Annotated in this window: 24 protein-coding genes; 7 read left to right on the top strand and 17 right to left on the bottom strand. The window is 72.6% G+C overall.

All coding sequences use genetic code 11. The annotated features are described in order from the left end of the window. Window positions 1-14 precede the first annotated feature (14 nt). From DEJ51_RS28345 to DEJ51_RS28330, 4 genes are read right to left on the bottom strand one after another with little or no spacing between them, the layout of a single operon-like run. Window positions 15-794, bottom strand: a complete 780-nt coding sequence (locus DEJ51_RS28345; RefSeq protein ID WP_150260416.1) for a CDP-alcohol phosphatidyltransferase family protein — start codon at window positions 792-794, stop codon at window positions 15-17. Then, window positions 772-1,833 (bottom strand): iron-containing alcohol dehydrogenase family protein, encoded by a 1,062-nt coding sequence (locus DEJ51_RS28340; RefSeq protein ID WP_150260415.1) that lies wholly within the window; start codon window positions 1,831-1,833, stop codon window positions 772-774. The genes DEJ51_RS28345 and DEJ51_RS28340 overlap by 23 nt, the downstream gene beginning before the upstream one ends. Beyond that, window positions 1,821-2,573, bottom strand: a complete 753-nt coding sequence (locus DEJ51_RS28335; RefSeq protein ID WP_150260414.1) for a sugar phosphate nucleotidyltransferase — start codon at window positions 2,571-2,573, stop codon at window positions 1,821-1,823. The genes DEJ51_RS28340 and DEJ51_RS28335 overlap by 13 nt, the downstream gene beginning before the upstream one ends. Then, window positions 2,570-4,213, bottom strand: coding sequence for a DUF5941 domain-containing protein (locus DEJ51_RS28330; RefSeq protein ID WP_223835995.1), 1,644 nt, complete (start codon window positions 4,211-4,213; stop codon window positions 2,570-2,572). Before DEJ51_RS28330 ends, DEJ51_RS28335 begins: the two co-directional genes overlap by 4 nt. Between DEJ51_RS28330 and DEJ51_RS35255 the strand changes: the two genes are divergently transcribed. The 3 genes from DEJ51_RS35255 (at window position 4,190) to idi (ending at window position 6,838) form a co-directional block, all read left to right on the top strand. Next, window positions 4,190-4,327: a hypothetical protein gene (locus DEJ51_RS35255; RefSeq protein ID WP_223835994.1), complete on the top strand. Its 138-nt coding sequence runs from the start codon at window positions 4,190-4,192 to the stop codon at window positions 4,325-4,327. The genes DEJ51_RS28330 and DEJ51_RS35255 overlap by 24 nt on opposite strands. A gap of 410 nt (window positions 4,328-4,737) precedes the next feature. Then, window positions 4,738-6,054 (top strand): bifunctional class I SAM-dependent methyltransferase/N-acetyltransferase, encoded by a 1,317-nt coding sequence (locus tag DEJ51_RS28325; protein WP_150260412.1) that lies wholly within the window; start codon window positions 4,738-4,740, stop codon window positions 6,052-6,054. 184 nt (window positions 6,055-6,238) lie between these two features. Next, a complete protein-coding gene (gene idi / locus DEJ51_RS28320; protein WP_150260411.1) occupies window positions 6,239-6,838 on the top strand; it encodes an isopentenyl-diphosphate Delta-isomerase in 600 nt (199 codons plus the stop codon). Window positions 6,839-6,888: 50 nt separating this feature from the next. Here the strand turns inward: idi and DEJ51_RS28315 are convergent, their stop codons facing one another. Then, window positions 6,889-7,383, bottom strand: a complete 495-nt coding sequence (locus DEJ51_RS28315; RefSeq protein WP_223836228.1) for an ATP-binding protein — start codon at window positions 7,381-7,383, stop codon at window positions 6,889-6,891. Between the two features lie 142 nt (window positions 7,384-7,525). Further along, window positions 7,526-8,218, bottom strand: coding sequence for an HdeD family acid-resistance protein (locus DEJ51_RS28310; protein ID WP_150260409.1), 693 nt, complete (start codon window positions 8,216-8,218; stop codon window positions 7,526-7,528). A gap of 87 nt (window positions 8,219-8,305) precedes the next feature. On the opposite strand from DEJ51_RS28310, the gene DEJ51_RS28305 reads away from it, so the two are divergent. After that, a complete protein-coding gene (locus DEJ51_RS28305; protein ID WP_150262199.1) occupies window positions 8,306-9,064 on the top strand; it encodes an enoyl-CoA hydratase/isomerase family protein in 759 nt (252 codons plus the stop codon). 23 nt (window positions 9,065-9,087) lie between these two features. On the opposite strand, the gene DEJ51_RS28300 is transcribed toward DEJ51_RS28305, so the two are convergent. Together DEJ51_RS28300 and DEJ51_RS28295 are read right to left on the bottom strand one after the other, a co-directional pair. Beyond that, entirely contained in the window at window positions 9,088-9,717 is a 630-nt protein-coding gene (locus tag DEJ51_RS28300) for a DJ-1/PfpI family protein (protein ID WP_150260408.1), read from the bottom strand. A gap of 74 nt (window positions 9,718-9,791) precedes the next feature. Beyond that, complete coding sequence (locus DEJ51_RS28295; RefSeq protein ID WP_150260407.1) at window positions 9,792-10,763, bottom strand: GlxA family transcriptional regulator; 972 nt, start codon at window positions 10,761-10,763, stop codon at window positions 9,792-9,794. A 100-nt stretch (window positions 10,764-10,863) separates the two neighbouring features. Between DEJ51_RS28295 and DEJ51_RS28290 the strand changes: the two genes are divergently transcribed. Then, window positions 10,864-12,501 (top strand): ABC-F family ATP-binding cassette domain-containing protein, encoded by a 1,638-nt coding sequence (locus DEJ51_RS28290; protein ID WP_150260406.1) that lies wholly within the window; start codon window positions 10,864-10,866, stop codon window positions 12,499-12,501. On the opposite strand, the gene DEJ51_RS34690 is transcribed toward DEJ51_RS28290, so the two are convergent. The 6 genes from DEJ51_RS34690 to DEJ51_RS28260 form a co-directional block, all read right to left on the bottom strand. Further along, window positions 12,488-13,066 carry a hypothetical protein gene (locus DEJ51_RS34690; RefSeq protein WP_190620697.1) on the bottom strand — a complete coding sequence of 193 codons (579 nt, stop codon included), beginning with the start codon at window positions 13,064-13,066 and terminating at the stop codon, window positions 12,488-12,490. The two genes, DEJ51_RS28290 and DEJ51_RS34690, sit on opposite strands and share 14 nt — an antisense overlap. After that, window positions 13,063-13,842, bottom strand: coding sequence for an SDR family NAD(P)-dependent oxidoreductase (locus tag DEJ51_RS28280; RefSeq protein ID WP_150260405.1), 780 nt, complete (start codon window positions 13,840-13,842; stop codon window positions 13,063-13,065). The genes DEJ51_RS34690 and DEJ51_RS28280 overlap by 4 nt, the downstream gene beginning before the upstream one ends. Before the next feature lie 7 nt (window positions 13,843-13,849). Then, window positions 13,850-15,025: an MAB_1171c family putative transporter gene (locus DEJ51_RS28275; RefSeq protein WP_150260404.1), complete on the bottom strand. Its 1,176-nt coding sequence runs from the start codon at window positions 15,023-15,025 to the stop codon at window positions 13,850-13,852. Next, complete coding sequence (locus DEJ51_RS28270) at window positions 15,015-15,515, bottom strand: ImmA/IrrE family metallo-endopeptidase (protein WP_190620695.1); 501 nt, start codon at window positions 15,513-15,515, stop codon at window positions 15,015-15,017. Before DEJ51_RS28270 ends, DEJ51_RS28275 begins: the two co-directional genes overlap by 11 nt. Window positions 15,516-15,786: 271 nt before the next feature. Next, window positions 15,787-18,210, bottom strand: coding sequence for a Tex family protein (locus tag DEJ51_RS28265; RefSeq protein WP_150260403.1), 2,424 nt, complete (start codon window positions 18,208-18,210; stop codon window positions 15,787-15,789). A 93-nt stretch (window positions 18,211-18,303) separates the two neighbouring features. Next, window positions 18,304-19,167, bottom strand: a complete 864-nt coding sequence (locus DEJ51_RS28260; protein WP_150260402.1) for an SCO6745 family protein — start codon at window positions 19,165-19,167, stop codon at window positions 18,304-18,306. Window positions 19,168-19,642: 475 nt separating this feature from the next. Here DEJ51_RS28260 and DEJ51_RS28255 point away from each other — a divergent pair, with 475 nt between their 5' ends. Next, the gene (locus tag DEJ51_RS28255; protein ID WP_150260401.1) at window positions 19,643-21,217 is read left to right on the top strand and encodes a M1 family metallopeptidase; all 1,575 of its coding nucleotides are present in this window, start codon (window positions 19,643-19,645) and stop codon (window positions 21,215-21,217) included. Between the two features lie 73 nt (window positions 21,218-21,290). On the opposite strand, the gene DEJ51_RS28250 is transcribed toward DEJ51_RS28255, so the two are convergent. Then, window positions 21,291-22,187, bottom strand: a complete 897-nt coding sequence (locus DEJ51_RS28250) for an oxygenase MpaB family protein (RefSeq protein ID WP_150260400.1) — start codon at window positions 22,185-22,187, stop codon at window positions 21,291-21,293. A gap of 130 nt (window positions 22,188-22,317) precedes the next feature. Between DEJ51_RS28250 and sph the strand changes: the two genes are divergently transcribed. Further along, the gene (gene sph, locus DEJ51_RS28245) at window positions 22,318-23,307 is read left to right on the top strand and encodes a sphingomyelin phosphodiesterase (RefSeq protein WP_150260399.1); all 990 of its coding nucleotides are present in this window, start codon (window positions 22,318-22,320) and stop codon (window positions 23,305-23,307) included. 94 nt (window positions 23,308-23,401) lie between these two features. Here sph and DEJ51_RS28240 read toward each other — a convergent pair whose 3' ends face one another. After that, window positions 23,402-23,716, bottom strand: coding sequence for a 4a-hydroxytetrahydrobiopterin dehydratase (locus DEJ51_RS28240; protein WP_150260398.1), 315 nt, complete (start codon window positions 23,714-23,716; stop codon window positions 23,402-23,404). A 1-nt stretch (window position 23,717) separates the two neighbouring features. Beyond that, a complete protein-coding gene (locus tag DEJ51_RS28235) occupies window positions 23,718-24,989 on the bottom strand; it encodes a Twin-arginine translocation pathway signal (protein ID WP_150260397.1) in 1,272 nt (423 codons plus the stop codon). Between the last annotated feature and the right edge of the window lie 53 nt (window positions 24,990-25,042).

Below are 25,042 nucleotides of genomic sequence, written 5' to 3'. Positions count from 1 at the left end.
CCGCGGCGGGGCGCTCACTTGAGCCTGCTGGAGGCGAGGATGGACACCAGGTGCAGCACGGTCTGGAGCATCGCGATGGCGGCCAGCACGGCGACCCCGACCCGCGACCAGTACAGGTCGCCCTGGATCTGGTCCACGACGGCCAGCACCAGGATGAGCAGCGAGGCCTCGATACCGAGGATCAGGCGGTGGAACTTGAGCGCGGCGGCGGCCCGGCGGGCGAGCGCCATGCCCTTCGCGCGCGGCTCGGCGGCCGCGTCCTTGACCACGGGCTTGCCGGCCTGGTGGCGGGCGACACCGACGAGGTCGGTCTCGGCCTTGATCAGGATGGCGCCCAGCGCGGCCAGGGTGCCCAGGAAGGCCCACAGCCAGTCGGCGCCGCCGGGGCCCCACAGGTCGGCGGCACGCAGGCCGAAGCCGACCAGGACCGCGGCGTCGCACAGGTAGGCGCCGACCCGGTCCAGGTACACGCCGGAGAGCGAGAACTGCTTCTTCCAGCGGGCGACCTCGCCGTCGACGCAGTCGAGCAGCAGGTACATCTGGACGGCGACCACGCCGAGGACGGCGCCGGGGATGCCCGGCACCAGCAGGGCCGGGAGGGCGAGCACGCCGGCGAGGGTCATCAGGTAGGTCAGCTGGTTCGGCGTGACCTTGGTGGTGACCAGGAAGCGGGTGATGCGCAGGGAGATCTCGCGCATGTAGAGGCGCCCGCCCCAGTGCTCGCCGCTGACCCGGTCCTTGACGCCCGCGGGGTGGACGACGGGCCGCAGTTCAGCTACGGATGGTCTTGACATAGTCGGCGTAAGCGTCCCTGATCTCGGCGGCGGACAGGTTGAGGTGCTCCAGGATCGTGAAGCGTCCCGGGCGGGTCTGGGGGGCGTACTCGACGGCCGCGACGAACTCGTCGACGCTGAAGCCGATCTCCTCGGGCCCGGCCGGCAGGCCGTGCCGGCGCAGCACCTCGACGAAGAGGCCGGACTGCTCGGTGGCCCCGCGCAGGTGCATCGCGAAGGCGGCGCCGATGCCGACCTGCTCGCCGTGGAGCGCGGAGCGCCCGGGGTGGAGCAGGTCGAAGGCGTGGCTGATCTCGTGGCAGGCGCCGGACGACGGGCGGGAGTCCCCGCTGATCGACATGGCGATCCCGGAGAGCACCAGTGCCTCGGAGAGCACGGTGAGGAACTCGTCGTCACCGCATCCGCCGGGGTGGCGCAGCACGGACTCGCCGGCGGTACGGGCCATGGCGGCGGCCAGGCCGTCCACGGGCTCGCCGGTGATCTTGTGCGAGAGCTCCCAGTCGGCGATCGCCGAGATGTTGGAGATCGCGTCGCCGATGCCGGCGCGGATGAACCGGACCGGCGCTTCCTTGATCACGTCGAGGTCGATCACCATGGCGATCGGCGTGGGCACACCGTAGGAACCGCGGCCGTTGTCGTTGTCCAGGATGGACACCGGCGAGCAGATGCCGTCGTGCGAGAGGTTGGTGGCGACGGCCACCATGGGCAGCCCGACCCGCGCCGCGGCGTACTTGGCCACGTCGATGATCTTGCCGCCGCCCAGGCCCACGACGGCGTCGTAGCGGCGGCCCTTTATGTCGTCGGCCAGCTTGACCGCGGAGTCGATGGTGCCGTCGACGACCGGGTACCAGTCGGCGTGCGGCAGCACCGGCTCCAGCTTGGCGCGCAGCGCCACGCCGGAGCCGCCGCTGATCGCGATGGCGAGCTTGCCGGAGGCGGAGATCCGCTGGTCGGCCAGGAGGCCGGCCAGGTCGTCCATCGCCCCGCGACTGACGTCGACGACGACGGGCGAGGGGATGAGCCTCGTCAGTACTGGCATGCGATCGTCCGGCCCTTGGCGAGGTCGTCGTGGTTGTCGATCTCGACCCACTTGACGTCGCCGATGGGGGCCACGTCGATGGTGAAGCCGTCGCCCACGAGCTGCTGGTAGCCGTCCTCGTAGTAGAGGTCGGGGTCGCGCTCGAAGGTGGTCTTCAGGGCCTCGGCCAGCTGCTCGGCGGCCTCGGGCTCGATGAGGGTGACACCGATGTACTCGCCGGTGGCGTCGGCGGGGTCCATCAGCTTGGTGATCTTCTGGACGCCCTTCCCTTCGGCGGTGACGACCTTCATCTCCTCGTCGGCCAGGTTCTTGACCGTGTCGAGGGCGAGGATGATCTTCTGACCGTTGCCGCGGGCGGCGAGCAGGGTGCGCTCGACCGAGACCGGGTGGACGGTGTCGCCGTTGGCGAGGATCACACCCTGCTTCAGGACCTCACGCGCGCACCACAGGGAGTAGGCGTTGTTCCACTCCTCGGCCTTGTCGTTGTCGATCAGCGTGATCTTGACGCCGTACTTGGCCTCAAGGGCCTCACGACGGGCGTACACGGCCTCCTTGCGGTAGCCGACGACGATGGCGACCTCGGTCAGACCGACCTCGGCGAAGTTGCCCAGGGTGAGGTCGAGGACCGTCAGGCTCTCCTCGTCGCCCTCGGGGCCGACCGGCACGAGCGCCTTGGGCAGGGTGTCGGTGTAGGGACGCAGACGGCGTCCGGCACCGGCAGCGAGTACAAGGCCGATCATGCTGGTTCTCCTTCGTCATGTACGGCGGGTGCTCCGGAGGAGACCCAGAACCGGATGCTCTCCACGAGCACCACGAGTGCCACGAACACGGCCATGACCGTGAGCGCGACGGGGAAGTCCGCTTCGCGCGATACGAGGACGGCCGCCAGGGCCGTGATCAGCAGGACCCGGCCTTCGTGGCCGCCGATCGTCCGCACCAGCCAGTGCGGGGGCGCGCCGGTGCCGCCGCGGATGCGGTACACCGTGTCGTAGTGATGGTAGGCGACCGCCGCGATCAGGCCGAATGCCGCCGGGAGGGCCCCGGGGACGTCCGCCTTCATGGCGAGGACCAGCACGGTGGTGTACTCGGCGGCCCGGAACAGCGGCGGGATCAGCCAGTCCAGGGCGCCCTTGAGGGGCGCGGCGACGGCGAGCCCGGCCGCCATGACATAGATCACCGCGACTGCGGTCAGCCGGGGGTCGCCGAAGGGCAGGAACACGGCGCCCGCGATCATCAGCAGCGTGCCGAGGGCCGCCACGTACACGGAACCGAAGGATCCGGCGCGGCCGCGCAGCAGCCGGGCCTGGAGCTCGGCGAGCGGGCCCGAGTCGGTGAGGTCGGCCAGCGCCCGGGCCGCCCGGTCGGTGCGGGTGGCCTTGCGCGTCAGGGAGCGCAGGACGCGCCCGGCGGTGGTGTACAGCGCGCCGAAGGCGCAGCCGACCAGCAGGGCGTAGAAGACGATGCGGGGGGTGGTGAAGGCGGTCAGGACCGCGATCATCGCCCAGCGCTCACCGATCGGCAGAATGATCATCCGGCGGACCCACACGGTCCAGCCGACGCTGTCGAGCCGGCCGGAGAGGGCCGCCGTGGGGCTCGTGTTCGCGGTGGCGTCGTGGTTGGCCTCGTTGAACGAGAAGTCCACGACGTGCCGGCAGGTCATGAGGATCATGGACCCGACGGCCAGGGCCCAGACGTCGTCGCCGCCCCGGGCCGCGCCGAGCGCGAGGCCCGCGTAGAAGGAGTACTCCTTCGCACGGTCGAAGGTGGCGTCGAGCCAGGCGCCCATCGTCGAGTACTGGAGCGAGTAGCGGGCGAGCTGCCCGTCGGTGCAGTCCAGCACGAAGGAGACGAGGAGCAGCACGCCGGCCGCCACGTAGCCCCAGCGCTCGCCCGTGGCGGCGCAGCCGGCCGCGACGAGCGCGGTGATCAGCGAGGCGGTGGTGACCTGGTTCGGGGTCAGGCCGCGGCGCGCGCACCAGCGGGCGATGTAGCGCGAGTACGGGCTGATGCAGAAGGTGGTGAAGAAGCCGTCGCGGGACTTCACGGCGGTCCGCAGGCGTACGGCCTCGTCGTCGACGGCGGCGACGGCGGCGGTCGCCGCGTCGCGCTCCGCCGGTCCGGCCGGGACCGCGGCGACGAGCGTGCCGAGTTCGGGGCGCTGGACGGCGGTCCCGGCGGCCTCGACGGCGGCGGCGAGCCGGTCCGGGTACGGGAGCGCCCCGCCGGTGCCCGCGCCGGCGGCCTCGGCGGCCGCCTTGTCGAGGGCCCCGCGGGCCCCGGCCTGGACGGCGAGGGCGCCGGTGACGGCGCAGGCGTCGAAGCGCGGGTCGGTCAGGGCGAGGCGCAGCGCGTGTACGTGCCCGACGAAGGCACTGTCCACGACGGCCACCCGCTGGTCGGCGGGTACGTCCGCGAGCGCGGCGGCGGCGTCCTGGGGACCGGCGGCCGGGCGGACGTCGAAGCCGAGGGAGCGCAGCTCGTCCGCGAGCGGTGATCCGGGGACCGGCAGGCCGGTGAGGATGACGGTCGGCAGACGAACTCACTCCTTGTAACGGATTCCGAACGCGCGCCCTCAGGGGGCGGCGGCACGTCGGCAGAGGCTATCGGATGAATGGAAGCAGGGGTTCACCACCCGTTTACGCCCTGATAAGCCGAATATCCGGGCCCCGGGCCGGGTTCCGATCATCATTGACGATCACGGCGCGGTACCACAAACGGCCCGGATGTTACGGTGGACGCGCCCCTGAACGTGCCGAGTGGAATGAGGTGGGTTGATGACCGTCGCAGTGGTCGCGGCCGTGCGCTGCGAACTCCGGTCCATCCCCCGTTCCTTCCGGGTTTCCGGCCGGGCCTGATCACACAGTTGGGCCTCGTCGGCCGGAGCCCCCGTTCCAAGGGTTCACGTTGACCGACAGCAACAATTCCGACGACACCTCCGGTCCCCGCGGCGTCGACGACTTCACGCACGCCTTCTTCACCCTGCACCACGGCCTGCCCCGGCAGGCTCCGGGCTCCGACGCGAGCACCCGCCACCTGTTGTCCCTGTGCGGACCGCTGCCCGAGCGGCCGCGCGTCCTCGACCTGGGCTGCGGCCCGGGCCGCAGCGCGCTGCTGCTCGCGGCGGAGGCGGGCGGGGGCGCCGAGGTGACCGCCGTCGACCTGCACGCCCCCTTCCTCGACGAGCTCCGCAGGTCCGCCGCGGCCCGCGGTCTCGCCGACCGGGTGACCACCGTCGAGGCCGACATGGGCGCACTGCCGCAGGCGGACTTCGAGGACGGTTCCTTCGACCTCGTCTGGGCGGAGGGCTCCGCCTACGTCCTCGGCTTCGACGCCGCGCTCGCGCGGTGGCGGCGGCTGCTCGCCCCGGGCGGCACCCTCGTCCTGACCGAGTGCGAGTGGTCGGTCCCCGGGCCGTCCTCGGGCGCCCGCGCCTTCTGGGATCCGCACTACGCGCTGCGCACCACCGCCGGGAACCTCGCGGCCGCCCAGGCCGCCGGGTACCAGGTGCTCGGCGTGCACAAGCTGCCCGACTCCGACTGGGCGGAGTACTACGGCCCGCTCGCCGAGCGGGTCCGTGCCCTGTCCGGGGCCGGCGGCGGACCGGCGATGGCCGGGGCCCTGGCCGCGACGCGCGAGGAGCTCGACGTACGGGCCCGTCACGGTCACGAGTACGGGTACACGGGCTACGTCCTGCGCCCGGTGACCGCCGGCGGCGGCGACGCCTGGCCCGCCCGGCCGGAGTCCGCGGCCGACGCGGCCGCCGTACGGGAGATCAATCTGGCCGCCTTCGGGACTCCGCTGGAGGCCGACCTCGTGGACGCGCTGCGCGCCGACGGCTCCTGGCTGCCCGGGCTGTCGTTCGTGGCGCAGGCCCCGGACGGGTCGGTGGCGGCGCATGCCCTGCTGACCCGGTGCCAGGTCGGCGGCGCCCCGGCGCTCGCGCTCGCCCCGGTGGCGGCCGATCCCGCGCTGCAGCGCTCGGGCGCGGGCAGCTCGGTCGTACGGGCCGTGCTCGATGCGGCGCGGGAGCGCGGGGAGTCACTGGTCCTCGTCCTGGGGCACCCGTCGTACTATCCGCGCTTCGGTTTCGTCCCGGCGTCGCACTTCGGGATCCGGGCCCCCTTCGAGGTCCCCGACGAGGCCCTGATGGCGCTCGTCCTGGACGACTCCCGGCCGGTGCCGTCGGGCACGATCCGGTATCCGGATCCCTTCGGGGTCTGACGCGCCCGCGATCTCGTGGTTGACGCACGAGGTCGTCCGCCCCACGTACGCCCCGGGTCCGCCCGGGTCCGCCCCCCCGTCGTCTAGCACGCGACGGGGGGCGGACATGCGTGGATCTCCGAAGTGGGGACAAGCCGCTTTTGTACGGCAGACTGAAGGCCGAAGTCCGAAGCGAAGGATGGGTATGCCGACCACACCAGCCACCGCCGCGAACAGCGCGTCCAACGGCACCGGTACTCAAGAACCGATCATGCTCGAACTGGTCGACGAGGCCGGCAACACCATCGGCACGGCGGAGAAGCTCTCCGCCCATCAGGCGCCCGGGCAGTTGCACCGGGCGTTCTCGGTGTTCCTCTTCGACGAGCAGGGCCGTCTGCTGCTCCAGCAGCGGGCCCTCGGGAAGTACCACTCCCCCGGCGTCTGGTCGAACACCTGTTGCGGTCACCCCTATCCCGGGGAGTCGCCGTTCGCGGCCGCGGCCCGGCGGACCCATGAGGAGCTGGGTCTGTCGCCCTCGCTGCTCGCGCAGGCGGGGACGGTGCGCTACAACCACCCGGACCCCGCTTCGGGTCTCGTGGAGCAGGAGTTCAATCACCTGTTCGTGGGACTCGCGCAGGCCGTCGTGCGGCCGGATCCGGAGGAGGTCGAGGACACCGCCTTCGTCACCGCCGGGGAGCTGGCGAAGCGGCACGCCGAGGTCCCGTTCTCGGCCTGGTTCATGACCGTGCTGGACGCGGCGCGGCCCGCGATCCGCGAGCTGACCGGCGACGCGGCGGGCTGGTAGCCCGTACGCCGTCCCGACCTGCCGCTGTCCGCCGCTTCGCCGGCCGCCGCTCAGCCGACGGCCGGCGGGGCGGTGAGCGGCAGGGCCGCCCAGATCACCTTGCCGCCGGTCGAGGTGTGCTCGACGTCGCACACCCCGCCGGCCTCCCGGGTGACCTCACGGACCAGGAGCAGGCCGCGGCCACCGGTCTGGCCGAAGTCGGCTTCGAGGGCCTTGGGGCGGTAGGGATGGTTGTCCTCGACGGCCACCCGCACCCACTCCCGCCCGATCGCGACCTCGACCGCGACCTCGGGCGAGAGCAGGGCGGCGTGCCGGACCGAGTTCGTCACCAGCTCGGAGACGATCAGGAGCAGGGAGTACACGAGGTCCTGATGGGCCGGCACCCCCTGGCGCCCGAGCAGGTCCCGGACCGCGCGGCGGGCCTGCGGAACGGATTCTTCAACCGCCGGAGCGGTGAACCTCCAGACCCCTTCGTAGGCGAGGGGGTCGGCCGGAGCCTCCGCCTCACCCGCCTTGGCCGGCGGGACGCTCCCGCTGACGTCCATGTTCCGTCCCCCGTCTTCACGCTCGATCGTCTCCACGCGACAAGAGTGGGGAACAGGCTGGTCCGGACCGGACTGCTGACCATAAGTCAGCGCCTATCGGACACTTTCTGACCACTGGCGTATGACAGCGTCAGTTGTTCGACTATTCCTGATCTTCTGCCGGACGCTTCCCGGCCGCCTCGCCCGGCCGGTCCGCCGTCCCACCCGCCGCGGCGGCCTCCGCCGACGGCTCGTCGTCCCTGACCAAGCCCAGGATGCGCCGGGATCCCATGCCCATGGCCACCAGGCTCAGCCCGTCGAACAGCAGGGCGAGCGAGAAGAACGCTCCGATCACGTACAGACTGTTTCCCGGCCAGCCGGCGAGGATCAGGAAGCCCAGCAGGACCCCGAAGGCGCCCTGCACGATCGCCAGCCCGAAGTGGGATCCCCGCACCACCAGAGCACCGACCAGCCGGAACACCCCGCCCACGAGGAAGAGCAGGGCGGCGAACATCGTCAGTGCCTCGGCACTGGCCTCGGGGCGGCGCAGGATCACGAAACCCGCGGCGAGGTTGATCGCGGCGACGACCACGGCCAGCCAGAAGTAGTTGCTCCTGCGCGACTGCACGGCCAGCAGCAGGCCCACCACACCGCCGATCAGCAGCAGCCATCCGAAGAGGAACATCGAGGTGAGCGTGGCCAGGCCGGTGTAGACGAGGCCGACCAGCCCGGCCAGCACGAGGACCACCCCGAGCCCCGTCATCAGCGCGAAACTGCGGCTGAGCTTCTTCTTCTCCCGCTGTGGTTCGGGGCCGCCGAGCTTCGCCCCGGTACGGTCCGCGCGGTCTGCGCCCATGGACGTGCCACCTCCTCGCACCCCCGACGGACTCCCTTGATCATAGGTACGACCGCCCGGGATAGCATCCGGCGCATGGACGCTGCCATGGACGCAACCCTCCGGCACACGGTCGCCGACGGGGTGGCCACCGTCGTCATCTCCCACCCCGCGCGGCGCAACGCCATGACCACCGCCATGTGGCGGGCCCTGCCGGAGCTGCTGAGCGGCCTCGCCGCCGACCGGGCGGTACGGGCCCTCGTCCTGACCGGAGCCGGGGCGACCTTCTGCGCGGGCGCCGACATCTCCTCTCTGACCGGGGACGCCGAGGACGCCGGCGGCCAGGACCCGCGGGCCCTGGCCGTGACGGCGGAGGAGGCCCTGGCCGCCTTCCCCAAGCCCACCCTGGCCGCGATCCGCGGTTTCTGCGTGGGCGGCGGCAGCCAGCTGGCCGCCGCCTGCGACCTGCGCTTCGCCGAGGAAGGGGCCTCCTTCGGCGTGACCCCGGCCAGGCTGGGCATCGTCTATCCGGCGTCCTCCACCCGCAGGCTCACGTCCCTGGTCGGCCCGGGCTGGGCCAAGTACCTCCTCTACTCCGCGGAGCTCATCGACGCGGAGACGGCGCTGCGGGCCGGGTTCCTGAACGAGCTGCTCCCGGCCGGCCGGCTGGACGAACGGGTGGCCGGGTTCACCCGGATCCTGGCCTCGCGCTCGCAGCTGACGCAGGCGGCGGCCAAGGAGTTCGCGGACGGCCGCACCGACCGGGACGCCTACTGGGAGGACCAGGCCGCCGGAAGCAAGGACACCGCGGAGGGCGTCGCCGCCTTCCTGGAACGCCGCACTCCGCGCTTCACCTGGGCCCCCTGAAGGCCCCGGCCCGGGCCCGCTCCTCAGCCGGGCATGTTGTTGGACCGCATCATCTCGACGAGGGCGGCCGGGGCCTTGTCGGGCGAACCGGCGTCGTAGGGCGGCTGGGGGTCGTACTCGGTCATCAGCTGCACGGCCCGGGCGAAGTCGTCGCCGGCGATCCGGCCGAGCAGGGTGAGTCCCATGTCGATCCCGGAGGAGACGCCCGCGGCGGTGACGTACTTCCCGTCGAACACCACGCGCTCGCCGGTGGGCTCGGCCCCGAGCTTCGGCAGCTGGTCCAGGTAGAGCCAGTGGCTGGTGGCCCGACGGCCGTCGAGCAGCCCGGCGGCGCCCAGCAGCAGGGACCCGGTGCACACCGAGGTGGTCCAGGTGGTCGTGGCGTCGACCGTGCGCAGCCAGTCCATGACGACGGGGTTGGCCATCTCCCGCTCGGGATGCGGACCGCCGGGCACGATGACGATGTCGGGCCGGGTGACCTCGTCGAGCCTCTTGTCGGCGACGAGTGCGAGCGACCCGTTGTCGGTCCGGACGGGCCCCGGCCGCTCCGAGACGAAGAGGACCTCGGCGTCGGACAGCCGGCCGAGGGTGTCGAAGGGCCCGACGGCGTCGAGGGCGGTGAAGTGGTCGTAGAGAAGTACGGCGATCTGCATGGCTACTCCGAATGCGTTGGTCTGAACATGACGCCGCCCCGCTTCGGGGCGGCTCCTCGAAGCCGGCCTGGCCGTCAGGGGCGCGACGTCCCGAACCGGCGGCGGTACTCGGCGGGCGGCTGGCCGAGGGTGCGCACGAACGCCCGGCGCAGCGCCTCCGGGTTCCCGTACCCGCAGGCCCGGGCGATCTGTGCGATCCCTTCCCCGCTCTCCTCCAGCAGTCGCCGCGCGTGGTCCACCCGGACCCGTTCGACGTACCGCCCGGGCGTGACCCCGGTCTCCGCCTGGAACGCCCGTGCGAAGTGCCGCGGCGACAGCCTGGCCCGGGCGGCGAGGTGCTCGACGCCCAGCTCCTCCTCCGGGTGTTCGGTGATCCACTGCTGCACGTCCCGCAGCGGATCCCGGCGGGCCGTCTGGGCGGCCAGCTGCGCGCTGAACTGCGCCTGGTTCCCGGGCCTGCGCAGGAACACCACCAGGTGCCGGGCGATGGTCAGGGCGACGTCCTGCCCGTGGTCCTCCTCCACCAGCGCCAGGGCGAGGTCGATCCCCGCCGTGACCCCGGCCGAGGTGGCCACCGGTCCGTCCCGTACGTAGATCGGGTCCGGTTCGACGGCGACGGCCGGGTAGTCCCGCGCCATCCCCTCGCAGGCGTTCCAGTGCGTCGTCGCCCGCCGCCCGTCCAGGAGGCCCGCCTCGGCCAGCAGCAGCCCGCCCGTACAGACCGAGACCAGTCTCTCCGCGCCGGCCCCGTGGGTACGGAGCCAGTCGGTGAGCCTGGGCTCGAAGTCCCCCGTGAACCGTCCCCCGGGCACCAGGAGCGTGGTCCCGGGTCCGGGCCGGGCCCGCGCCAGGTCCCCGTCCGGGACCAGCGTCAGGCCGCTGCCGGTGCGGACGGGCGCGCCCTCGGGCGAGACGGTCCGGATCGTGTACGCGGCCCGTTCCGGGAAGTGGGCGAGCGCGGCGAACACCTCCACCGGCCCGGTCACGTCCAGGCTCTGGACCCCGTCGTAGAGGAGGACGAGGACGTTGCGCGGCGTTGACGGCATGGCTTCATGGTGTTCCGCCGCCACGATGGCCGCAATGACGTGCTTCCCACCTATCCGGCCATGCCGGGCCGGGCCGGCGCGCGGATAGGATCGGCACATCATGACTGCAACCCTCGTCGCCAAGAAGCTCACCGCCGCGCACGGTGAGCGCACCCTCTTCGCCGATCTCGACCTCGTCGTCGCCCCCGGCGACGTCATCGGCCTCGTCGGCGTGAACGGCGCCGGGAAGTCCACCCTGCTGCGGCTGCTCGCCGGGCTGGACACCCCCGAGACCGGGGAGCTGCGGCTCTCCCCGCCCGGCGCCGCCGTCGGCCACCTCCCGCAGGAGCCGGAGCGGCGGCCCGAGGAGTCGGTGCGGGAGTTCCTGGCCCGCCGTACGGGCGTGGCGGCCGCGCAGGCCGAGCTCGACGCCGCGACGCAGGGCCTGGTGGACGGGACGCCGGGCGCGGACGACGCGTACGCGACCGCGCTGGACACGTGGCTGGACCTCGGCGGCGCCGACCTCGACGAACGGGCCCAGGAGGTCGCCGACGAGCTCGGCCTCGCCGTCGGTCTCGACCTGCCCATGACGGCCCTCTCCGGCGGTCAGGCGGCCCGCGCGGGCCTCGCCTCGCTGCTGCTCTCCCGCTACGACGTGTTCCTGCTCGACGAGCCCACCAACGACCTGGACCTGGACGGTCTGGAGCGGCTGGAGCGGTTCGTCAAGGGGCTGCGCGCCGGCACGGTGGTGATCAGCCACGACCGCGAGTTCCTGACCCGCACGGTCACCAAGGTCCTCGAACTCGACCTCGCCCAGCAGCAGATCAACCTCTACGGCGGCGGCTACGACTCCTACCTGGAGGAGCGCGAGCGGGCCCGCAACCACGCCCGCGAGGAGTTCGAGGAGTACGCGGGCAAGAAGTCGGCCCTCGAAGGCCGCGCCCAGATGCAGCGCAACTGGATGGACAAGGGCGTGCGCAACGCCCGCCGCAAGGCTTCCGACAACGACAAGATCGGCAAGAACCTGCGCGGCGAGTCCAGCGAGAAGCAGGCCGCCAAGGCCCGCCAGACGGCGCGGGCGATCGAGCGGCTGGAGGTCGTCGAGGAGCCCCGCAAGGAGTGGGAGCTGCGCATGGAGATCGCGGCGGCCCCGCGCTCCGGCTCCGTGGTGGCCACCCTGCGCGAGGCCTCGGTCCGGCGCGGGGACTTCTCCTTCGGGCCGGCGAGCCTGCAGATCGACTGGGCGGACCGGGTGGCGATCACCGGGGCCAACGGCGCCGGCAAGTCCACCCTGCTCGCCGTCCTGCTGGGCCGGCTGGCCCCGGACTCCGGCGCCGCCACCCTCGGCTCCGGCGTCCTGGTCGGCGAGGTGGACCAGGCCCGCGGCCTGTTCCTCGGCGACGAGCCGCTGCTGGAGGCCTTCTGCGCGGCGATCCCCGAGACGGAGCCGGCCGAGGTCCGCACCCTGCTGGCCAAGTTCGGCCTCAAGGCGGCCCACGTCCTGCGCCCGGCGGCCACGCTCTCCCCGGGCGAGCGCACCCGGGCCGCGCTGGCGCTGCTGCAGGGCCGCGGGGTGAACCTGCTGGTCCTGGACGAGCCGACCAACCACCTCGACCTTCCGGCGATCGAGCAGCTGGAGTCGGCCCTCGACGCCTACGAGGGCACCCTCCTGCTGGTCACGCACGACCGCCGGATGCTGGACGCGGTGCACGTGACCCGCCGCCTGGAGGTCGCGGACGGCAAGGTCACCGAGCTGTAGGGCGACCGCCCGAGGCGTCGCGCCGCGCGCAGCGTTCGCGCGCCTCGCGCACCCGCCCGGCGGCCTCCTGGTCGTCGGGCGGCAGCCAGGCGGCCAGCAGCTCGCCGGCCGCGATCAGCTCCGCCCGGTAGCGGGCCGCGTCCCCGCGCTCGCGGACCGGCAGGCCGACGAGGACGGTGTACGCCTCGGGCAGGCGGCCGGTGTCCAGCTTCCGGCCGATGCTGAAGGCCGCCCCGCTCGCGATGCCGCCCAGTGCGCCCATGGACCGGCCCAGGAGCCGGCGGACCCGCTCACCGGGCTCGTCCAACGCCACGTGGACGTCGAACACTCCGATGAGGTCGAGGAGTTCCCCGAGGAGCTCCTCGTCCCCGGGGGCGAAGTCGCCCCACAGTTCCTCGGCGCCGCGCAGCCGCTGCTCCACGTCGGCGCGCGGGATGTCGAGCGCGTCGCACATCGCCAGGGCGGTGTCCTGGAAGTCGGCACCGACCGCGAGTGCGGCGTACACCTCGACGGGCGGCAGCCCCGACGCCAGGGCCTCGCGGGCCCGTTCCACGGTCGCGCTCATGCGGTCGGGTCCGCCGGGGCCCGGCGCTTGCGGGCCATCCTGGCGGCCACGAACGTACGCGGAAGGTGCCGGACGGCGAGGGCGTAGGCGCGGTAGCGGTGGCCGGTGATGCTGACCGGGCGGCGCAGGGCGAGGTCCTTCAGGGCCTGCGCGACCACGGCCTCCGGCTCCAGCCAGACCGCGTCGCGCAGCGCGCTGACGTCCATGCCGGCCCGCTCCTGGAACTCGGTGCGGGTGAAGCCGGGGACCACGGCCAGCACCCGGACCCCGTACGGCGCCATGTCCACCCGGAGGGACTCGCTGAAGGCGGTGATCCAGGCCTTGGCGGCCCCGTAGGTGCCGGTCGGCAGGAGTCCCGCCACCGAGGAGACGTTGAGGACCGCGCCCCGGCGGCGGGCGCGCAGGCCCGGCAGCACGGCGTGGGTGAGCCGGAGCGGGACCTTGACCAGCAGGTCGAGCATCCGCTCCTCGTCCTCGACCGGGCTGTAGGGGAAGGGTGCGGGCAGCCCGAAGCCCGCGTTGTTGACCAGGACGTCCACGGGCCGGGCCGTCGCGGCGAGCCGCTCGGCGACGACCGCGCAGTCCGCCGGGTCCAGCAGGTCGGCGGGCAGCACCTCGGACGCGGTGCCGTATTCCCGGGCCAGTTCGGCGGCGACGGCGTCGAGCCGGTCCTTGTCGCGGGCGACGAGGACCAGGTCGCAGCCCTTGGCGGCGAAGCCCCGGGCGAAGGCCGCGCCCAGTCCGGCACTGGCGCCGGTGATCAGTACGGTGGTCACGTCGGGGTCACTTCCCTGGGGTGGCGGGCGCGGCGTACGCCTGGGCGACGTCGACGAGGAAGCGGGCCTCGTCCGCCAGGTCACCGCCCTCCTGCGAGGTGTGGATAGCGGCGGGCAGTTCCAGCGCGGCCGCCTCGCCCGGCTGCCCGGGCACTCCGTCGAGCTTGGCCTGCCGTGCCTCCTTCAGCACGCGGGCCAGCGCGGCGGCGGTGGCCCGCTGCTCGGGGACCCCGTCCCCGGTGACCTGGCCGCGGGCCTCTTCCAGGGCGCCGGGGGCCACGTACTCGCCCAGGATCAGGATCGCGTCGCGGGTCTCGATGACCTTGCGGTAGACGAGCAGGTTCCGCGGGACCGGCGGCCACAGCAACTCCGACACCCGCCAGGCGCGCGGCTTGTTGAGGGCCACGTGCGGCACCGCTTCGACCAGGTCGCGCCACAGCGGCCACAGCCGCCAGGTCGTGGCGATGTCGGCGCAGGCGCGGCGGAGCGTGAAGAGGGTGGGTACGAGGATCGCTGCGGCGCGCAGCAGGCCGTGCACGTTCATGAGCAGCGGGAGGGCGGGCATCGCCCAGGTGCTGCCGGTCAGGGCCTTGAGCAGGTACGCGAGCCAGAACAGTCCGGCGAGCGCGGTGCCGAGGCCGAACAGCCGCAGCCCGGCGGCCAGTCCCCGGCTCTCGGTGCGGCGGCTGTAGCGCGAGCAGAGGGCCACGCAGACGATGTTGGCGGTCACGTGCGCGGAGATCAGGACCAGCCAGTACGCGAGGGAGGGAACCGGGTCACCGGTCGGCGGCATGGCGTGCGTGCCGTGGCCGGGCGCGGCCGCGTCCAGGGCGAGGAGGGCGCCGAGCCAGGCCACGGTGGCGACACAGGCGGTGAGCTGGAGGCGGCGGCCGCGGGTGGTGGCGGCGACGAAGTAGAGGACGGCGCCGGCCGACAGCACCCCGATGAGGTTGCGGACGAGGCCGATGGTGTGGGCGTAGCCCGGGCCCCTGCTCAGGGCGTACGAGACGACCTCGGGGAGGTTGAGGGTCATCGCGGCGGCGGCGGTGGCGACGGCCAGCCACAGGCCGCGCTGCTGGGGGGAGCGCAGGGCTCCGGGGGCGCGGAGCAGGACGGCGAGCCACAGGCACACCACGCTGGGGACAGCGAGCCAGTTGCCGAAGTCGGTCAGGTCAGCTGCCATCGTTGCCCCGCTCGTACCCCATGGCGGACTCCAGCCGGGCGAGGGTGCCGCCCGCGCCGTTCACGGACCGGGGGCCGGCGTTCGCGGTGCGGATGCGGATCATGCTGGCGAGCATCTCCGCCTCCTGCTCCTGCCGGGTGGTGTAGTTGGTGCGCCCGAGGACGACGGGGGCGGTCCCGTCGGTCTCCTCCCCTTCCAGGGAGTGGTGGCCGAAGAGGATGTGGCCCAGCTCGTGGAGGACGATGTGCTCGCGGTGCAGCGGGGTGGTCTGCGCCTCGTAGAAGACGTAGTCGACGCTGGCCGTGCCCACCCACAGCCCGCAGACCCCGGACTCCGCCGCCTCCTTGGGGAGCGGATGGAGCCGGATGGGGCGGCCGCGCCGCTCGGCTATCCGTCGGCACAGGTCGTCGAGGGAGAAGGGGTGGGTCAGATCCAGATGGCCGAGAATCTGCTCACACCTCTTGCGGATGCTGAGTTGCCGGTGGGGCATGTGATCCCTCTTCGGACCCTTTCCGGGGCAACGGTGATAGGCGTGTGTGGGCATGGGCATGGCGTCCTGTGCCTTCGAGGCGGCCTCGGGGAATACGGTCCTGAGGGGAAAAGACGGAAGCCCGTCCGCCGAGTGACGAACGGGCGTTCCACCATGCCTACAGATCTTGTACGGGAGTTGGCAAGGCAAGTCCCCAGGTGGGGAAGGCTTTCGGCCACTGCGTACGAGGATCCACACGCGCCGGGTGGCTTCAAGGCACCCTTGACGGCGGCTACTTCTTGCGGCGCTCCTCGGGGGCGGTGAGACCCGCACGGCGCAGGGCGTCGGCCATCGCGCTGTTGGCGGGGCCGGGGGCGTTGCCGCCGCCCTGCCGGCGGCCCTGACCGCGGTCGCCCTGGCCCTGGTTGCGGCCGCCCTCGCGGGTGCCGGACCCGCGCTGCTGCGGCGGACGGCCGCCGCCACCGCCGCCGGCCCGCCGGTCCTCGCGCTGCCGGGGAGCGCCCGCGCCGCGCTCCGCCCCGGCCTCGTCCTCCAGGCGCAGGGTCAGCGAGATCCGCTTGCGCGGGATGTCCACGTCCATGACCTTCACGCGGACGATGTCGCCCGGCTTGACCACGTCCCGGGGGTCCTTGACGAAGGTCTTCGACAGCGCCGAGACGTGCGCCAGTCCGTCCTGGTGGACGCCGATGTCGATGAAGGCGCCGAAGGCGGCCACGTTGGTGACCACGCCTTCCAGGACCATCCCCGGGGTCAGGTCGCCGATCTTCTCGACGCCCTCCTTGAAGGTGGCCGTCTTGAAGGCGGGGCGCGGGTCGCGGCCCGGCTTCTCCAGCTCGCGCAGGATGTCCGTGACGGTGGGAAGACCGAAGGCCTCGGTGACGAACTGCTCGGGCCGCAGCGAGCGCAGCACGCCGGAGTTGCCGATCAGGGCCGCCACCTCGCTGCCGGCCGTCTTGGCCATGCCCCGGACCACCGGGTACGCCTCGGGGTGCACGCTGGAGAAGTCCAGCGGGTCGTCCCCGCCGCGGATCCGCAGGAAGCCCGCGCACTGCTCGTACGCCTTCGGGCCGAGCCGGGCCACGTCCTTGAGGCCCTTGCGGCTGCGGAAGGGGCCGTTGGCGTCGCGGTGGGCCACGATGTTCTCGGCGAGGCCGCCGCTGATGCCCGAGACCCGCGACAGCAGCGGCGCGGAGGCGGTGTTGACGTCCACGCCGACGCCGTTCACGCAGTCCTCGACGACCGCGTCGAGCGAGCGCGAGAGCTTCACTTCGGACAGGTCGTGCTGGTACTGGCCGACGCCGATCGACTTCGGGTCGATCTTGACGAGCTCGGCGAGCGGGTCCTGCAGACGGCGCGCGATGGACACCGCGCCGCGCAGCGACACGTCCATGTCCGGCAGTTCCTGCGAGGCGAAGGCGGACGCCGAGTACACGGAGGCGCCCGCCTCCGAGACCATCACCTTGGTGAGCTTCAGCTCGGGGTGGCGCGCGATGAGGTCTCCGGCCAGCTTGTCGGTCTCGCGGGAGGCCGTGCCGTTGCCGATGGCGACCAGCTCGACGGCGTGCTCCTTCGCCAGGCGGGCGAGCTTGGCGAGGGACTCGTCCCACTTGTTGGCGGGCACGTGCGGGTAGATCACGTCCGTGGCCACGACCTTGCCGGTCGCGTCCACGACGGCGACCTTCACGCCGGTGCGGAAGCCCGGGTCGAGGCCGAGCGTCGCCCGGGTGCCGGCGGGCGCCGCGAGCAGCAGGTCGCGCAGGTTCGACGCGAAGACCCGTACCGCCTCGTCCTCGGCGGCCTGGCGCAGCCGCGTCCGCAGGTCGATGCCGAGGTGCACCTGGATCTTCGTACGCCAGGCCCAGCGGACCGTGTCGGCGAGCCACTTGTCGCCGGGGCGGCCGCGGTCGTTCACCCCGAAGCGGCGGGCGATCATGCCCTCGTACGTGGACGGGCCGGGGACCTCGCTCGGCTCCTCCGGCTCCAGGGTGAGGTCGAGGACGTCCTCCTTCTCACCGCGCAGCATGGCGAGGACGCGGTGCGAGGGCAGCGCGGTGAAGGGCTCGGCGAAGTCGAAGTAGTCGGCGAACTTGGCGCCCGCCTCCTCCTTGCCCTCGCGGACCTTCGCCGCGAGCCGGCCACGGCCCCACATGCGCTCGCGCAGCTCGCCGATCAGGTCCGCGTCCTCGCCGAACCGCTCGGTGAGGATGGCCCGGGCGCCCTCCAGGGCGGCCGCGGGGTCGGCGACGCCCTTGTCGGCGTCGACGAACGCGGCCGCGGCGGCGGCTGGTTCCACGGACGGGTCGGCCAGCAGGCCCTCGGCGAGCGGCTCCAGACCGGCCTCGCGGGCGATCTGCGCCTTGGTGCGCCGCTTGGGCTTGAAGGGCAGGTAGATGTCCTCCAGCCGGGCCTTGGTGTCGGCCTCGGCGATCCGCGCCGCCAGTTCGTCGGTGAGCTTGCCCTGCTCCCGTACGGAGTCCAGGACCGCCGCGCGGCGGTCCTCCAGCTCCCGCAGATACCGCAGCCGCTCCTCGAGGGTGCGCAGCTGGGCGTCGTCGAGCATCTCGGTCGCTTCCTTGCGGTAGCGCGCGATGAACGGCACGGTGGAGCCGCCGTCGAGCAGCTCGACGGCGGCCTTGACCTGCCGCTCCCGTACGCCGAGCTCCTCGGCGATCCTGCCTTCGATGGACGTCGTCACGATCGGGTCCCGCCTGCCTTCGTTTGCACTGGAAGGCTGCCAATTGTGGCAGGTGGCGGTGGCGGACGGCGGGAACCCTGCCCGCCCCGCCGGTCAGGCCCTGCCGAAGAGGTCGCGCGGGAAGGCCCCGGCGCCGATCGCCTTGGTGACGAAGGCGCTCCCGAGTTCGGCGAGCCGGGCCAGGCCCTCCTCGCCCAGGTGCTCGTACGGGGCAGCGTCGAGGCGGTCGGTGTCCGTCTCCAGGCGCTCGCGCACGGCCTTGCCCTCGTCGGTGAGCTCGCCGTCGGCGTCGAGGATGCCGCGCTCGCGCAGCCGCTCGGTCGCGGCGTCCAGGTCGGCCTGCTCCCAGCCGCGGATCGCCTTGATCCACTTCGCGGACATGCCGCGGCCGGTGGCGGTGTGGCTGATCAGGGCCTCCACCGGGTCCAGGCCTGCGAGCAGCAGGGCCGCGAGGTGGCCGTCCCCGCGGTGCTCGCGCAGCAGGGTGGTGGCGTGCCACAGGCGCAGGTGCGGCGCGTCCGGTACGGGGAGGTCGGCATGGGCGGCGTAGAGCGTGCGGGCGTGCCGGGTGCAGCCCTCGGTGGCGAGCATGGCCAGGTCGGCGGCCTCGGCGATCTCGGGCGACCCGATGGTCTCGGGCCCGAGGAGCCGGCGCAGGGTGCTGTCGGCGGCGCGCAGCCGGGCGGCGAGGACCTGCTCGGGCGTGGCGGTGTCCCACACGGCCGGCAGGTGCCGGGCGATCAGGTCGTGGCGGTAGTTGTAGAAGGTGGCGGTCACCGTGCCGGGGCCGACCGCGCCCATGGCGGCGGAGCGGCTGGCGAGGTTGACGGCGACCGGGTCCTTGATCCCGAGGGTGGCGAGCTCCTTGCCGAGGTCCGGCGAGAAGTAGATCGTCGCGTGCAGCGGGTTGATCGCAGCGTGCCAACAGCGACGGGCGGCGAGCAGGGGAAGCGTCATGCACGGCAGGTTACCGACTGCTTGGTATGCCCGGTAGGGCCGGGGTCGGTGGTGCGGGTCTCACCCTGAGGACGACGTACCCCGGCGGCCGGCGACGGGCCCTGCGCGCCGGGCCGTTCCGGCCCGATCCGGCCGATCCGCACGCCCCGGCGCGACGGCCGGGCACGGCGTTCCCCGCCCTGCGGACCTCCCCCGCGGCGCCCGCGCCCGCGCCCGCGGGGCCCTGAGCCGGTGGCTGCGCCGCAGGCCACGGGCCCGGCCGGGCGGGACCGGGCCGCCGGCGGCAGTGGTCCGGCGCTCGGCGCACGCGGCGCCGCCGCCGCGGCGCCGGTCGGCCCGTGACGGCCGAATGGCGATCGTGTGACAGCAGGGGCCATGGACATGACCTGAGCGGTCAAGGGTGAATACGGTCGAGCGACAAGGCCTTGGACCACTCTGTGAACCGATCTGTCTCCCCTACCACTTGGAGCCATTCGTGCACCGCAAAGTCATCGCCCCGAGCGTGCTCGCCGCTTCCCTCCTGCTGGTGATCCCGGCGTCGGCGGCGGGTTCGGGTTCGGGTGCCCCGGGTATCGGCGATCCCTACTACCCGGCCAGCGGCAACGGCGGATACGACGTGTCGCACTACGACCTGCGCCTGCAGTACCAGCCGAAGACGGACCTGCTGGAAGGCACGGCCACCCTGCTGGCCACCGCCAAGCAGGACCTGTCCCGCTTCAACCTGGACTTCGGCCTCCAGGTCAGCGAGATCCGCGTCAACGGGGTCAAGGCGAAGTTCGCCACGTCCGGCTCCCACGAGCTGGAGGTCACCCCGGCGAAGCCGCTGGCGCGCAACGCGCCGCTGTCCGTCGTCGTGAAGTACGCCGGAAAGCCCTCGGAGCTGAAGGTGGACGGCTGGACGGCCTGGCACCGCACGCCCGACGGCGGGGTCGCGGCGCAGGAGCCCGACTCGGCGGTCTGGTGGTTCCCGAGCAACGACCACCCGCTGGACAAGGCCACCTTCGACGTGTCCGTCAACGTCCCCGACGGCACCCAGGCGATCAGCAACGGCGTGCTGCAGTCACAGAGCTCGCGGCTCGGCTGGACCCGGTACAACTGGCGTTCCAACAAGCCGCAGGCGACCTACCTCGCCACCCTCGCCGTCGGCAAGTTCGACATCACCACCGACAAGACGGCGGGCGGGCTGCCGATCCTCAACGCGTACAGCAAGGACCTCGGCGACAACGCGGGCGCGGCACGGGCCAGTGTGGAGCGGACCGGCGAGGTCGCCGAGTGGCTGGAGGGGGTCTTCGGGCCGTACCCCTTCAACGCGCTGGGCGGCTACGTGCCGAACGTGACCGCCGGCTTCGCCCTGGAGACCCAGACGCGGCCGTTCTACGGGCCGGGGACGTTCCGGAACGGGGCCAACGTCTCGGTGGTCGTGCACGAACTCGCGCACCAGTGGTACGGCGACAGCGTCTCCGTCGACGGCTGGAAGGACATCTGGATCAACGAGGGCTTCGCCCGCTACAGCCAGTGGCTGTGGTCGGAGAAGGAGGGTGAGGGCACGGCGCAGGAACTGGCCGACTGGGCCTACGCCCTGCGCCCCGCCGAGGACGCGTTCTGGCAGGTCAAGCCGGGTGACCCGGGGCCGGACAACCAGTTCCACGGGGCCGTCTACGACCGTGGCGCCATCGCCCTGCAGGCGCTGCGCAACGAGATCGGCGACGAGAGGTTCTTCGAGATCCTCAAGGGGTGGCCGGCCGAGCGGGCCTACGGCAACGCCAGGGTCGGGGACTTCGTCCGGTACGCCGAGAAGGTTTCGAAGAAGCCCCTCGCGCAGCTCTTCGAGACCTGGCTCTACACCCCGGGCAAGCCGGAGGCCTCGGCGCTCAACCCGTCGGCGGCCAAGCCCTCGGCGGTCAAGCCCTCGGCGCGCTCGCTGGAGCAGGCCGCCCCGGCGAAGCCCGCCGCGGAGCCCAAGTCCTGGAAGAAGATCGCGGAGACCAACACGATCCACGACACCGGGCACGACACCGAGCACGGCTCCGGGCCCGGTCACCGGCACTGAGGCCGCACCGCCCGCCGCCCCCGCACCAGGCGGGGGCGGCGGGCGCACCGCGCCGCGTGCGCACCGGGAGCCGTCAGCGGCGGCCCTCACGCCACGCGGCCCGCGCCCGATGGGCGATCGGCAGGTACCGCAGCCGTTCCGGCAGCAGCGGTACGAGGATCCGTACGGCCGTGCTGAACCGCCGGAGCCTGCGCTCCTGGGCCGGGCTCCAGTCCAGGCCGATCGCGGCGCGGGCCTCGGGCGGCATGTAGCCGACGGTGACGAAGGCGCGCAGGCGCAGGAACGCGGCCCGCAGCACCGGCCAGGTGAGCCGCAGCAGCAGGCGCACGACGGGCGACCCGGCCTCCGGCCGGGGCAGCCGCACCTCGGTGGATACCAGCTCGCGGGCGACGGCGGTCGGCTCGATCTCCTCGGCCAGCATCCGCTTCCAGTAGGGCCAGTACTCCTCGATGCTCTGCGGCATGTCGCGGTCGCGGAGGCCCAGGATCCGTCCCACCTGGAGCCACTCCTGGTAGAGCTGCCGCTCCTGGGCCGGGGTGAAGCGGCGCAGCAGGTAGCGCCCGGCGTAGAGGTAGACCGGGAAGCCGGTGGCGTGCACCCAGGCGTAGCAGGCGGGGTCGAGGGAGTGGTAGCGGCGGCCGCGGGTGTCGGTGCCCTGGATGTCCTTGTGCAGGCGGCGCACGCGGCGGCCCTCCTCGGCCGCCGCCTCCCCGCCGTACACCCACAACTGGACCGAGCGCAGGGAGCGCTCACCGCGGCCCCAGGGGTCGGTGCGGAAGACGGAGTACTCGTCGACTCCGGCCGCGATGGCGGGGTGCGCGACCTGCATCGTGAAGGCGGCGGGCAGCATCAGCAGCGCGCGGACGTCGCCTGCGATGGTCCACAGCACCCCGCCCGGCGGGGGCGGCTCGGGGTCGGTGCGGCGCGTGCCCGCAGGTCCGGTGGGGTGTGCCGAGTCCGTCTTCGTCATATGACAAGTATGCGAGCACCGGACGGCCGTCTCACGGACAGAAAGTCTCTGCACGGGTGTTACCCAGAGGTAACTGCTGCTGCTTGTATGACGGCGTCGATCTTCCCCCGCAGGAATGACGGAGACCTTCATGCTGCTTTCCACGACCCGCTCGCGCCGCGCCGCCGCCACGGCCGTCGCCGCGGTCGCCGCAGGCGCACTGGCCGCCACCACCGCGCCCGCCGCCTCGGCCGCGGAGAACGCCGCCGCCCCCCGGCTCAGCGTCCTGTCGTACAACGTGTTCCTGATGAGCAAGAACCTCTACCCGAACTGGGGCCAGGACCACCGGGCCGCGGAGATCCCCAGGACCTCCTTCTACCAGGGCCACGACGTGGTCGTGCTCCAGGAGGCCTTCGACAACAGCTCCTCGGACGCGCTGAAGGCGAACTCCGCCGCCCAGTACCCGTACCAGACCCCCGTCGTCGGCCGCAGCAAGAGCGGCTGGGACGCCACGGGCGGCGCCTACTCCTCCACCACCCCGGAGGACGGCGGCGTCACGATCCTCAGCAAGTGGCCGATCCTCCGCAAGGAGCAGGTCGTCTACAAGGACGCCTGCGGCGCCGACTGGTGGTCCAACAAGGGCTTCGCCTACGTCGTCCTGAACGTGAACGGCACCAAGGTGCACGTCGTCGGCACGCACGCCCAGTCCACCGACCCGGGCTGCGGCGCGGGCGAGGCCGCGGAGATGCGGGCCCGTCAGTTCCGGGCCGTGGACGCCTTCCTCGACGGGAAGAACATCCCGGCGAACGAGCAGGTCATCGTGGCGGGCGACCTCAACGTCGACTCGCGCACCCCCGAGTACGCGAGCCTGCTCGCCAACGCCGACCTGGCGGACTCCGACCGCCGCACGGGGCACCCGTACTCCTTCGACACGGCGCTGAACTCGATAGCGAACTACCGCTACCCGACCGACCCGCGCGAGGACCTGGACTACGTCCTCTACCGCAAGGGCAACGCCCGCCCGGCGGGCTGGGAGAACAACGTGGTCAAGGAGCAGTCGGCCCCCTGGACGGTCTCCAGCTGGGGCACGTCCTACACCTACACCAACCTCAGCGACCACTACCCGCTGATCGGCCGCTAGCCCGCGGGCCCGGATCAGCCGGAAACGGGCTCCGGCACAGAACAACGCCCCCTCCCGCCTGCGGGCGGGAGGGGGCGCTCTCGTGCGCCCGGGGTCAGTCCAGCGGCAGGGCCTGGTGCGCCGCGACGATTGCGTCGATGCGCCGGGCGAGGTCGAAGTCGGCCGCGGTGAGCCGGTTCCCGGCGTCGTGCGTGGTGATGCCGACGCGCAGGTGGTCGATCCGCAGGTCGAGGTCGGCATGGTGCTGGATCCGCCGGGACCGGTCCGCGATCGTCACGATCGCGGCCACGGCCGCGTGGTAGCGGATCGGGTAGGTCCGGGTGATCTCGTCGCCCACCTGCTCCCACCCCGGCAGCACTGCCAGGTGTTCGGCGATCTCCTCGTGCGTCAACGGCTTCACCACGCCCACGTCAGCTCCCCTCGTTCACGGGCCCCAGAACCTCTGCGAGGTCCCGGCCTACCGGGGCATCGTGCCACGGCCGCATGACCCGCTCCAGCGTCCCGAGTTCGCGCAGCATCCGCACCGACCGGGTCTCAAGCGCAATCACCACCGCCTCGCGCGCGATCTCGACCGCGTGGTCCGGATCCCGCGAGACGGCCGCTGCGGTGGCGTGCCGGGCAAGGTACACGCCGCGGTCCCGGCGCGCGGTGGCGGGCACCGCGGCCAGGACCTGAGTCCACAGCCGGTCGGCTTCCACGCCGAGGCCGAGCCGGCCGTAGCAGGTTGCCCGCTGCACCTCTAGGTAACCCGGAGTCCGTCGGCAGGCGTTGCCCCATGGCAGATCGTCGTCGACGCGCGGTAGCAGCCCGTCTGCGGTGTCGATGAGGCGGTCGACTGCGTCGCGGTCGCCGGTGAGGCTGGCACCGTGTGCCTGCTGCTGCAGGGCCATGATCCGCACTTTGGGCACGAGGAGGTCCGCGTCGGTGAGCGCTGCCTCACACAGGTCGATGACGCCGTGGCCGTCGCCGAGGTCGGTTCGGACTTGGGCCTGGTTGACGAGGGAGTAGCCGATGAGGTGGGAGTCCCGGGACCGGACCGCTATCTCCTGCGTCACCCCCCGCCAGAACGCAGCGGCTCCGAGGTCCCCGGCGTCCTGGTAGAGCCAGCCGACGAGTGCGGCGTAGGCCGCACCGGCACGCAGTAGGCCTCGACGGGTCTCGCCCTTTGCGGAGCGGACGAGCTTGTCGATCAGCTGGTACTGGGCGGACACGGTCCCGATGAGGTCGTGCGGCCCCAGAAACATGTCGGCCCTGTAGTGGCCTTCGAGCTGCTGCTGAAAGTAGTCGATCAGGGCGGGGTCGACATGCTGTGTGGCGACGGGCCCGGGCATCAGCGCGGCCGCAGTGACGGATGCGAAAGTGCGCCACATGTCTTCCCCATGGTGTGCCTCGGGACGGATCCAGCCGGAAGGCGGAGCGAATCCGAGCTCTTCCGGCCACCGGCTGAGCGCATCATGCAGGACCTGCGCCGTCTCCTCCAGTGGCCAACCGCGGTCTCTTTCCCGGCCTTCCCACCTTCGCCAGGTACGCGGTGAGACGCTGAAGTGCATGTCGTCCAATAGCGCTTGACCGTGGGCGGTGAGTGCCACTGCGGCTTGCTCCATCGTGCGCCATCCGACCCGGAGCCGAGCGGCCCGGAGCGCGTCGTTGCGGGGGCTCGTGGCCCCGGTGAGAGGTGTCATCGTGTCTGTCCCCGGCCGTGGCCATCGCGTGGCCACGCATGGCCACGCGATGG

Source organism: Streptomyces venezuelae, assembly GCF_008642275.1.
GTDB classification, from domain to species: Bacteria; Actinomycetota; Actinomycetes; order Streptomycetales; family Streptomycetaceae; genus Streptomyces; species Streptomyces venezuelae_E.
This window is presented reverse-complemented; position numbering and strand designations above follow the sequence as displayed.

Bases quoted from the DNA above. Each gene is read 5' to 3' on its own strand.
- DEJ51_RS28315 (WP_223836228.1), bottom strand. From the start codon at position 7,383: ATGGACGTCAGCGGGAGCGTCCCGCCGGCCAAGGCGGGTGAGGCGGAG.
- DEJ51_RS28305 (WP_150262199.1), top strand. From the start codon at position 8,306: ATGGACGCAACCCTCCGGCACACGGTCGCCGACGGGGTGGCCACCGTC.
- idi (WP_150260411.1), top strand. From the start codon at position 6,239: ATGCCGACCACACCAGCCACCGCCGCGAACAGCGCGTCCAACGGCACC.
- DEJ51_RS28275 (WP_150260404.1), bottom strand. From the start codon at position 15,025: ATGGCAGCTGACCTGACCGACTTCGGCAACTGGCTCGCTGTCCCCAGC.
- DEJ51_RS28310 (WP_150260409.1), bottom strand. From the start codon at position 8,218: ATGGGCGCAGACCGCGCGGACCGTACCGGGGCGAAGCTCGGCGGCCCC.
- DEJ51_RS28250 (WP_150260400.1), bottom strand. From the start codon at position 22,187: ATGACGAAGACGGACTCGGCACACCCCACCGGACCTGCGGGCACGCGC.
- DEJ51_RS28335 (WP_150260414.1), bottom strand. From the start codon at position 2,573: ATGATCGGCCTTGTACTCGCTGCCGGTGCCGGACGCCGTCTGCGTCCC.
- DEJ51_RS28260 (WP_150260402.1), bottom strand. From the start codon at position 19,167: ATGACGCTTCCCCTGCTCGCCGCCCGTCGCTGTTGGCACGCTGCGATC.
- DEJ51_RS28270 (WP_190620695.1), bottom strand. From the start codon at position 15,515: ATGCCCCACCGGCAACTCAGCATCCGCAAGAGGTGTGAGCAGATTCTC.
- DEJ51_RS28295 (WP_150260407.1), bottom strand. From the start codon at position 10,763: ATGCCGTCAACGCCGCGCAACGTCCTCGTCCTCCTCTACGACGGGGTC.
- DEJ51_RS28340 (WP_150260415.1), bottom strand. From the start codon at position 1,833: ATGCCAGTACTGACGAGGCTCATCCCCTCGCCCGTCGTCGTCGACGTC.
- DEJ51_RS34690 (WP_190620697.1), bottom strand. From the start codon at position 13,066: ATGAGCGCGACCGTGGAACGGGCCCGCGAGGCCCTGGCGTCGGGGCTG.
- DEJ51_RS28290 (WP_150260406.1), top strand. From the start codon at position 10,864: ATGACTGCAACCCTCGTCGCCAAGAAGCTCACCGCCGCGCACGGTGAG.
- DEJ51_RS28300 (WP_150260408.1), bottom strand. From the start codon at position 9,717: ATGCAGATCGCCGTACTTCTCTACGACCACTTCACCGCCCTCGACGCC.
- sph (WP_150260399.1), top strand. From the start codon at position 22,318: ATGCTGCTTTCCACGACCCGCTCGCGCCGCGCCGCCGCCACGGCCGTC.
- DEJ51_RS28235 (WP_150260397.1), bottom strand. From the start codon at position 24,989: ATGACACCTCTCACCGGGGCCACGAGCCCCCGCAACGACGCGCTCCGG.
- DEJ51_RS28345 (WP_150260416.1), bottom strand. From the start codon at position 794: ATGTCAAGACCATCCGTAGCTGAACTGCGGCCCGTCGTCCACCCCGCG.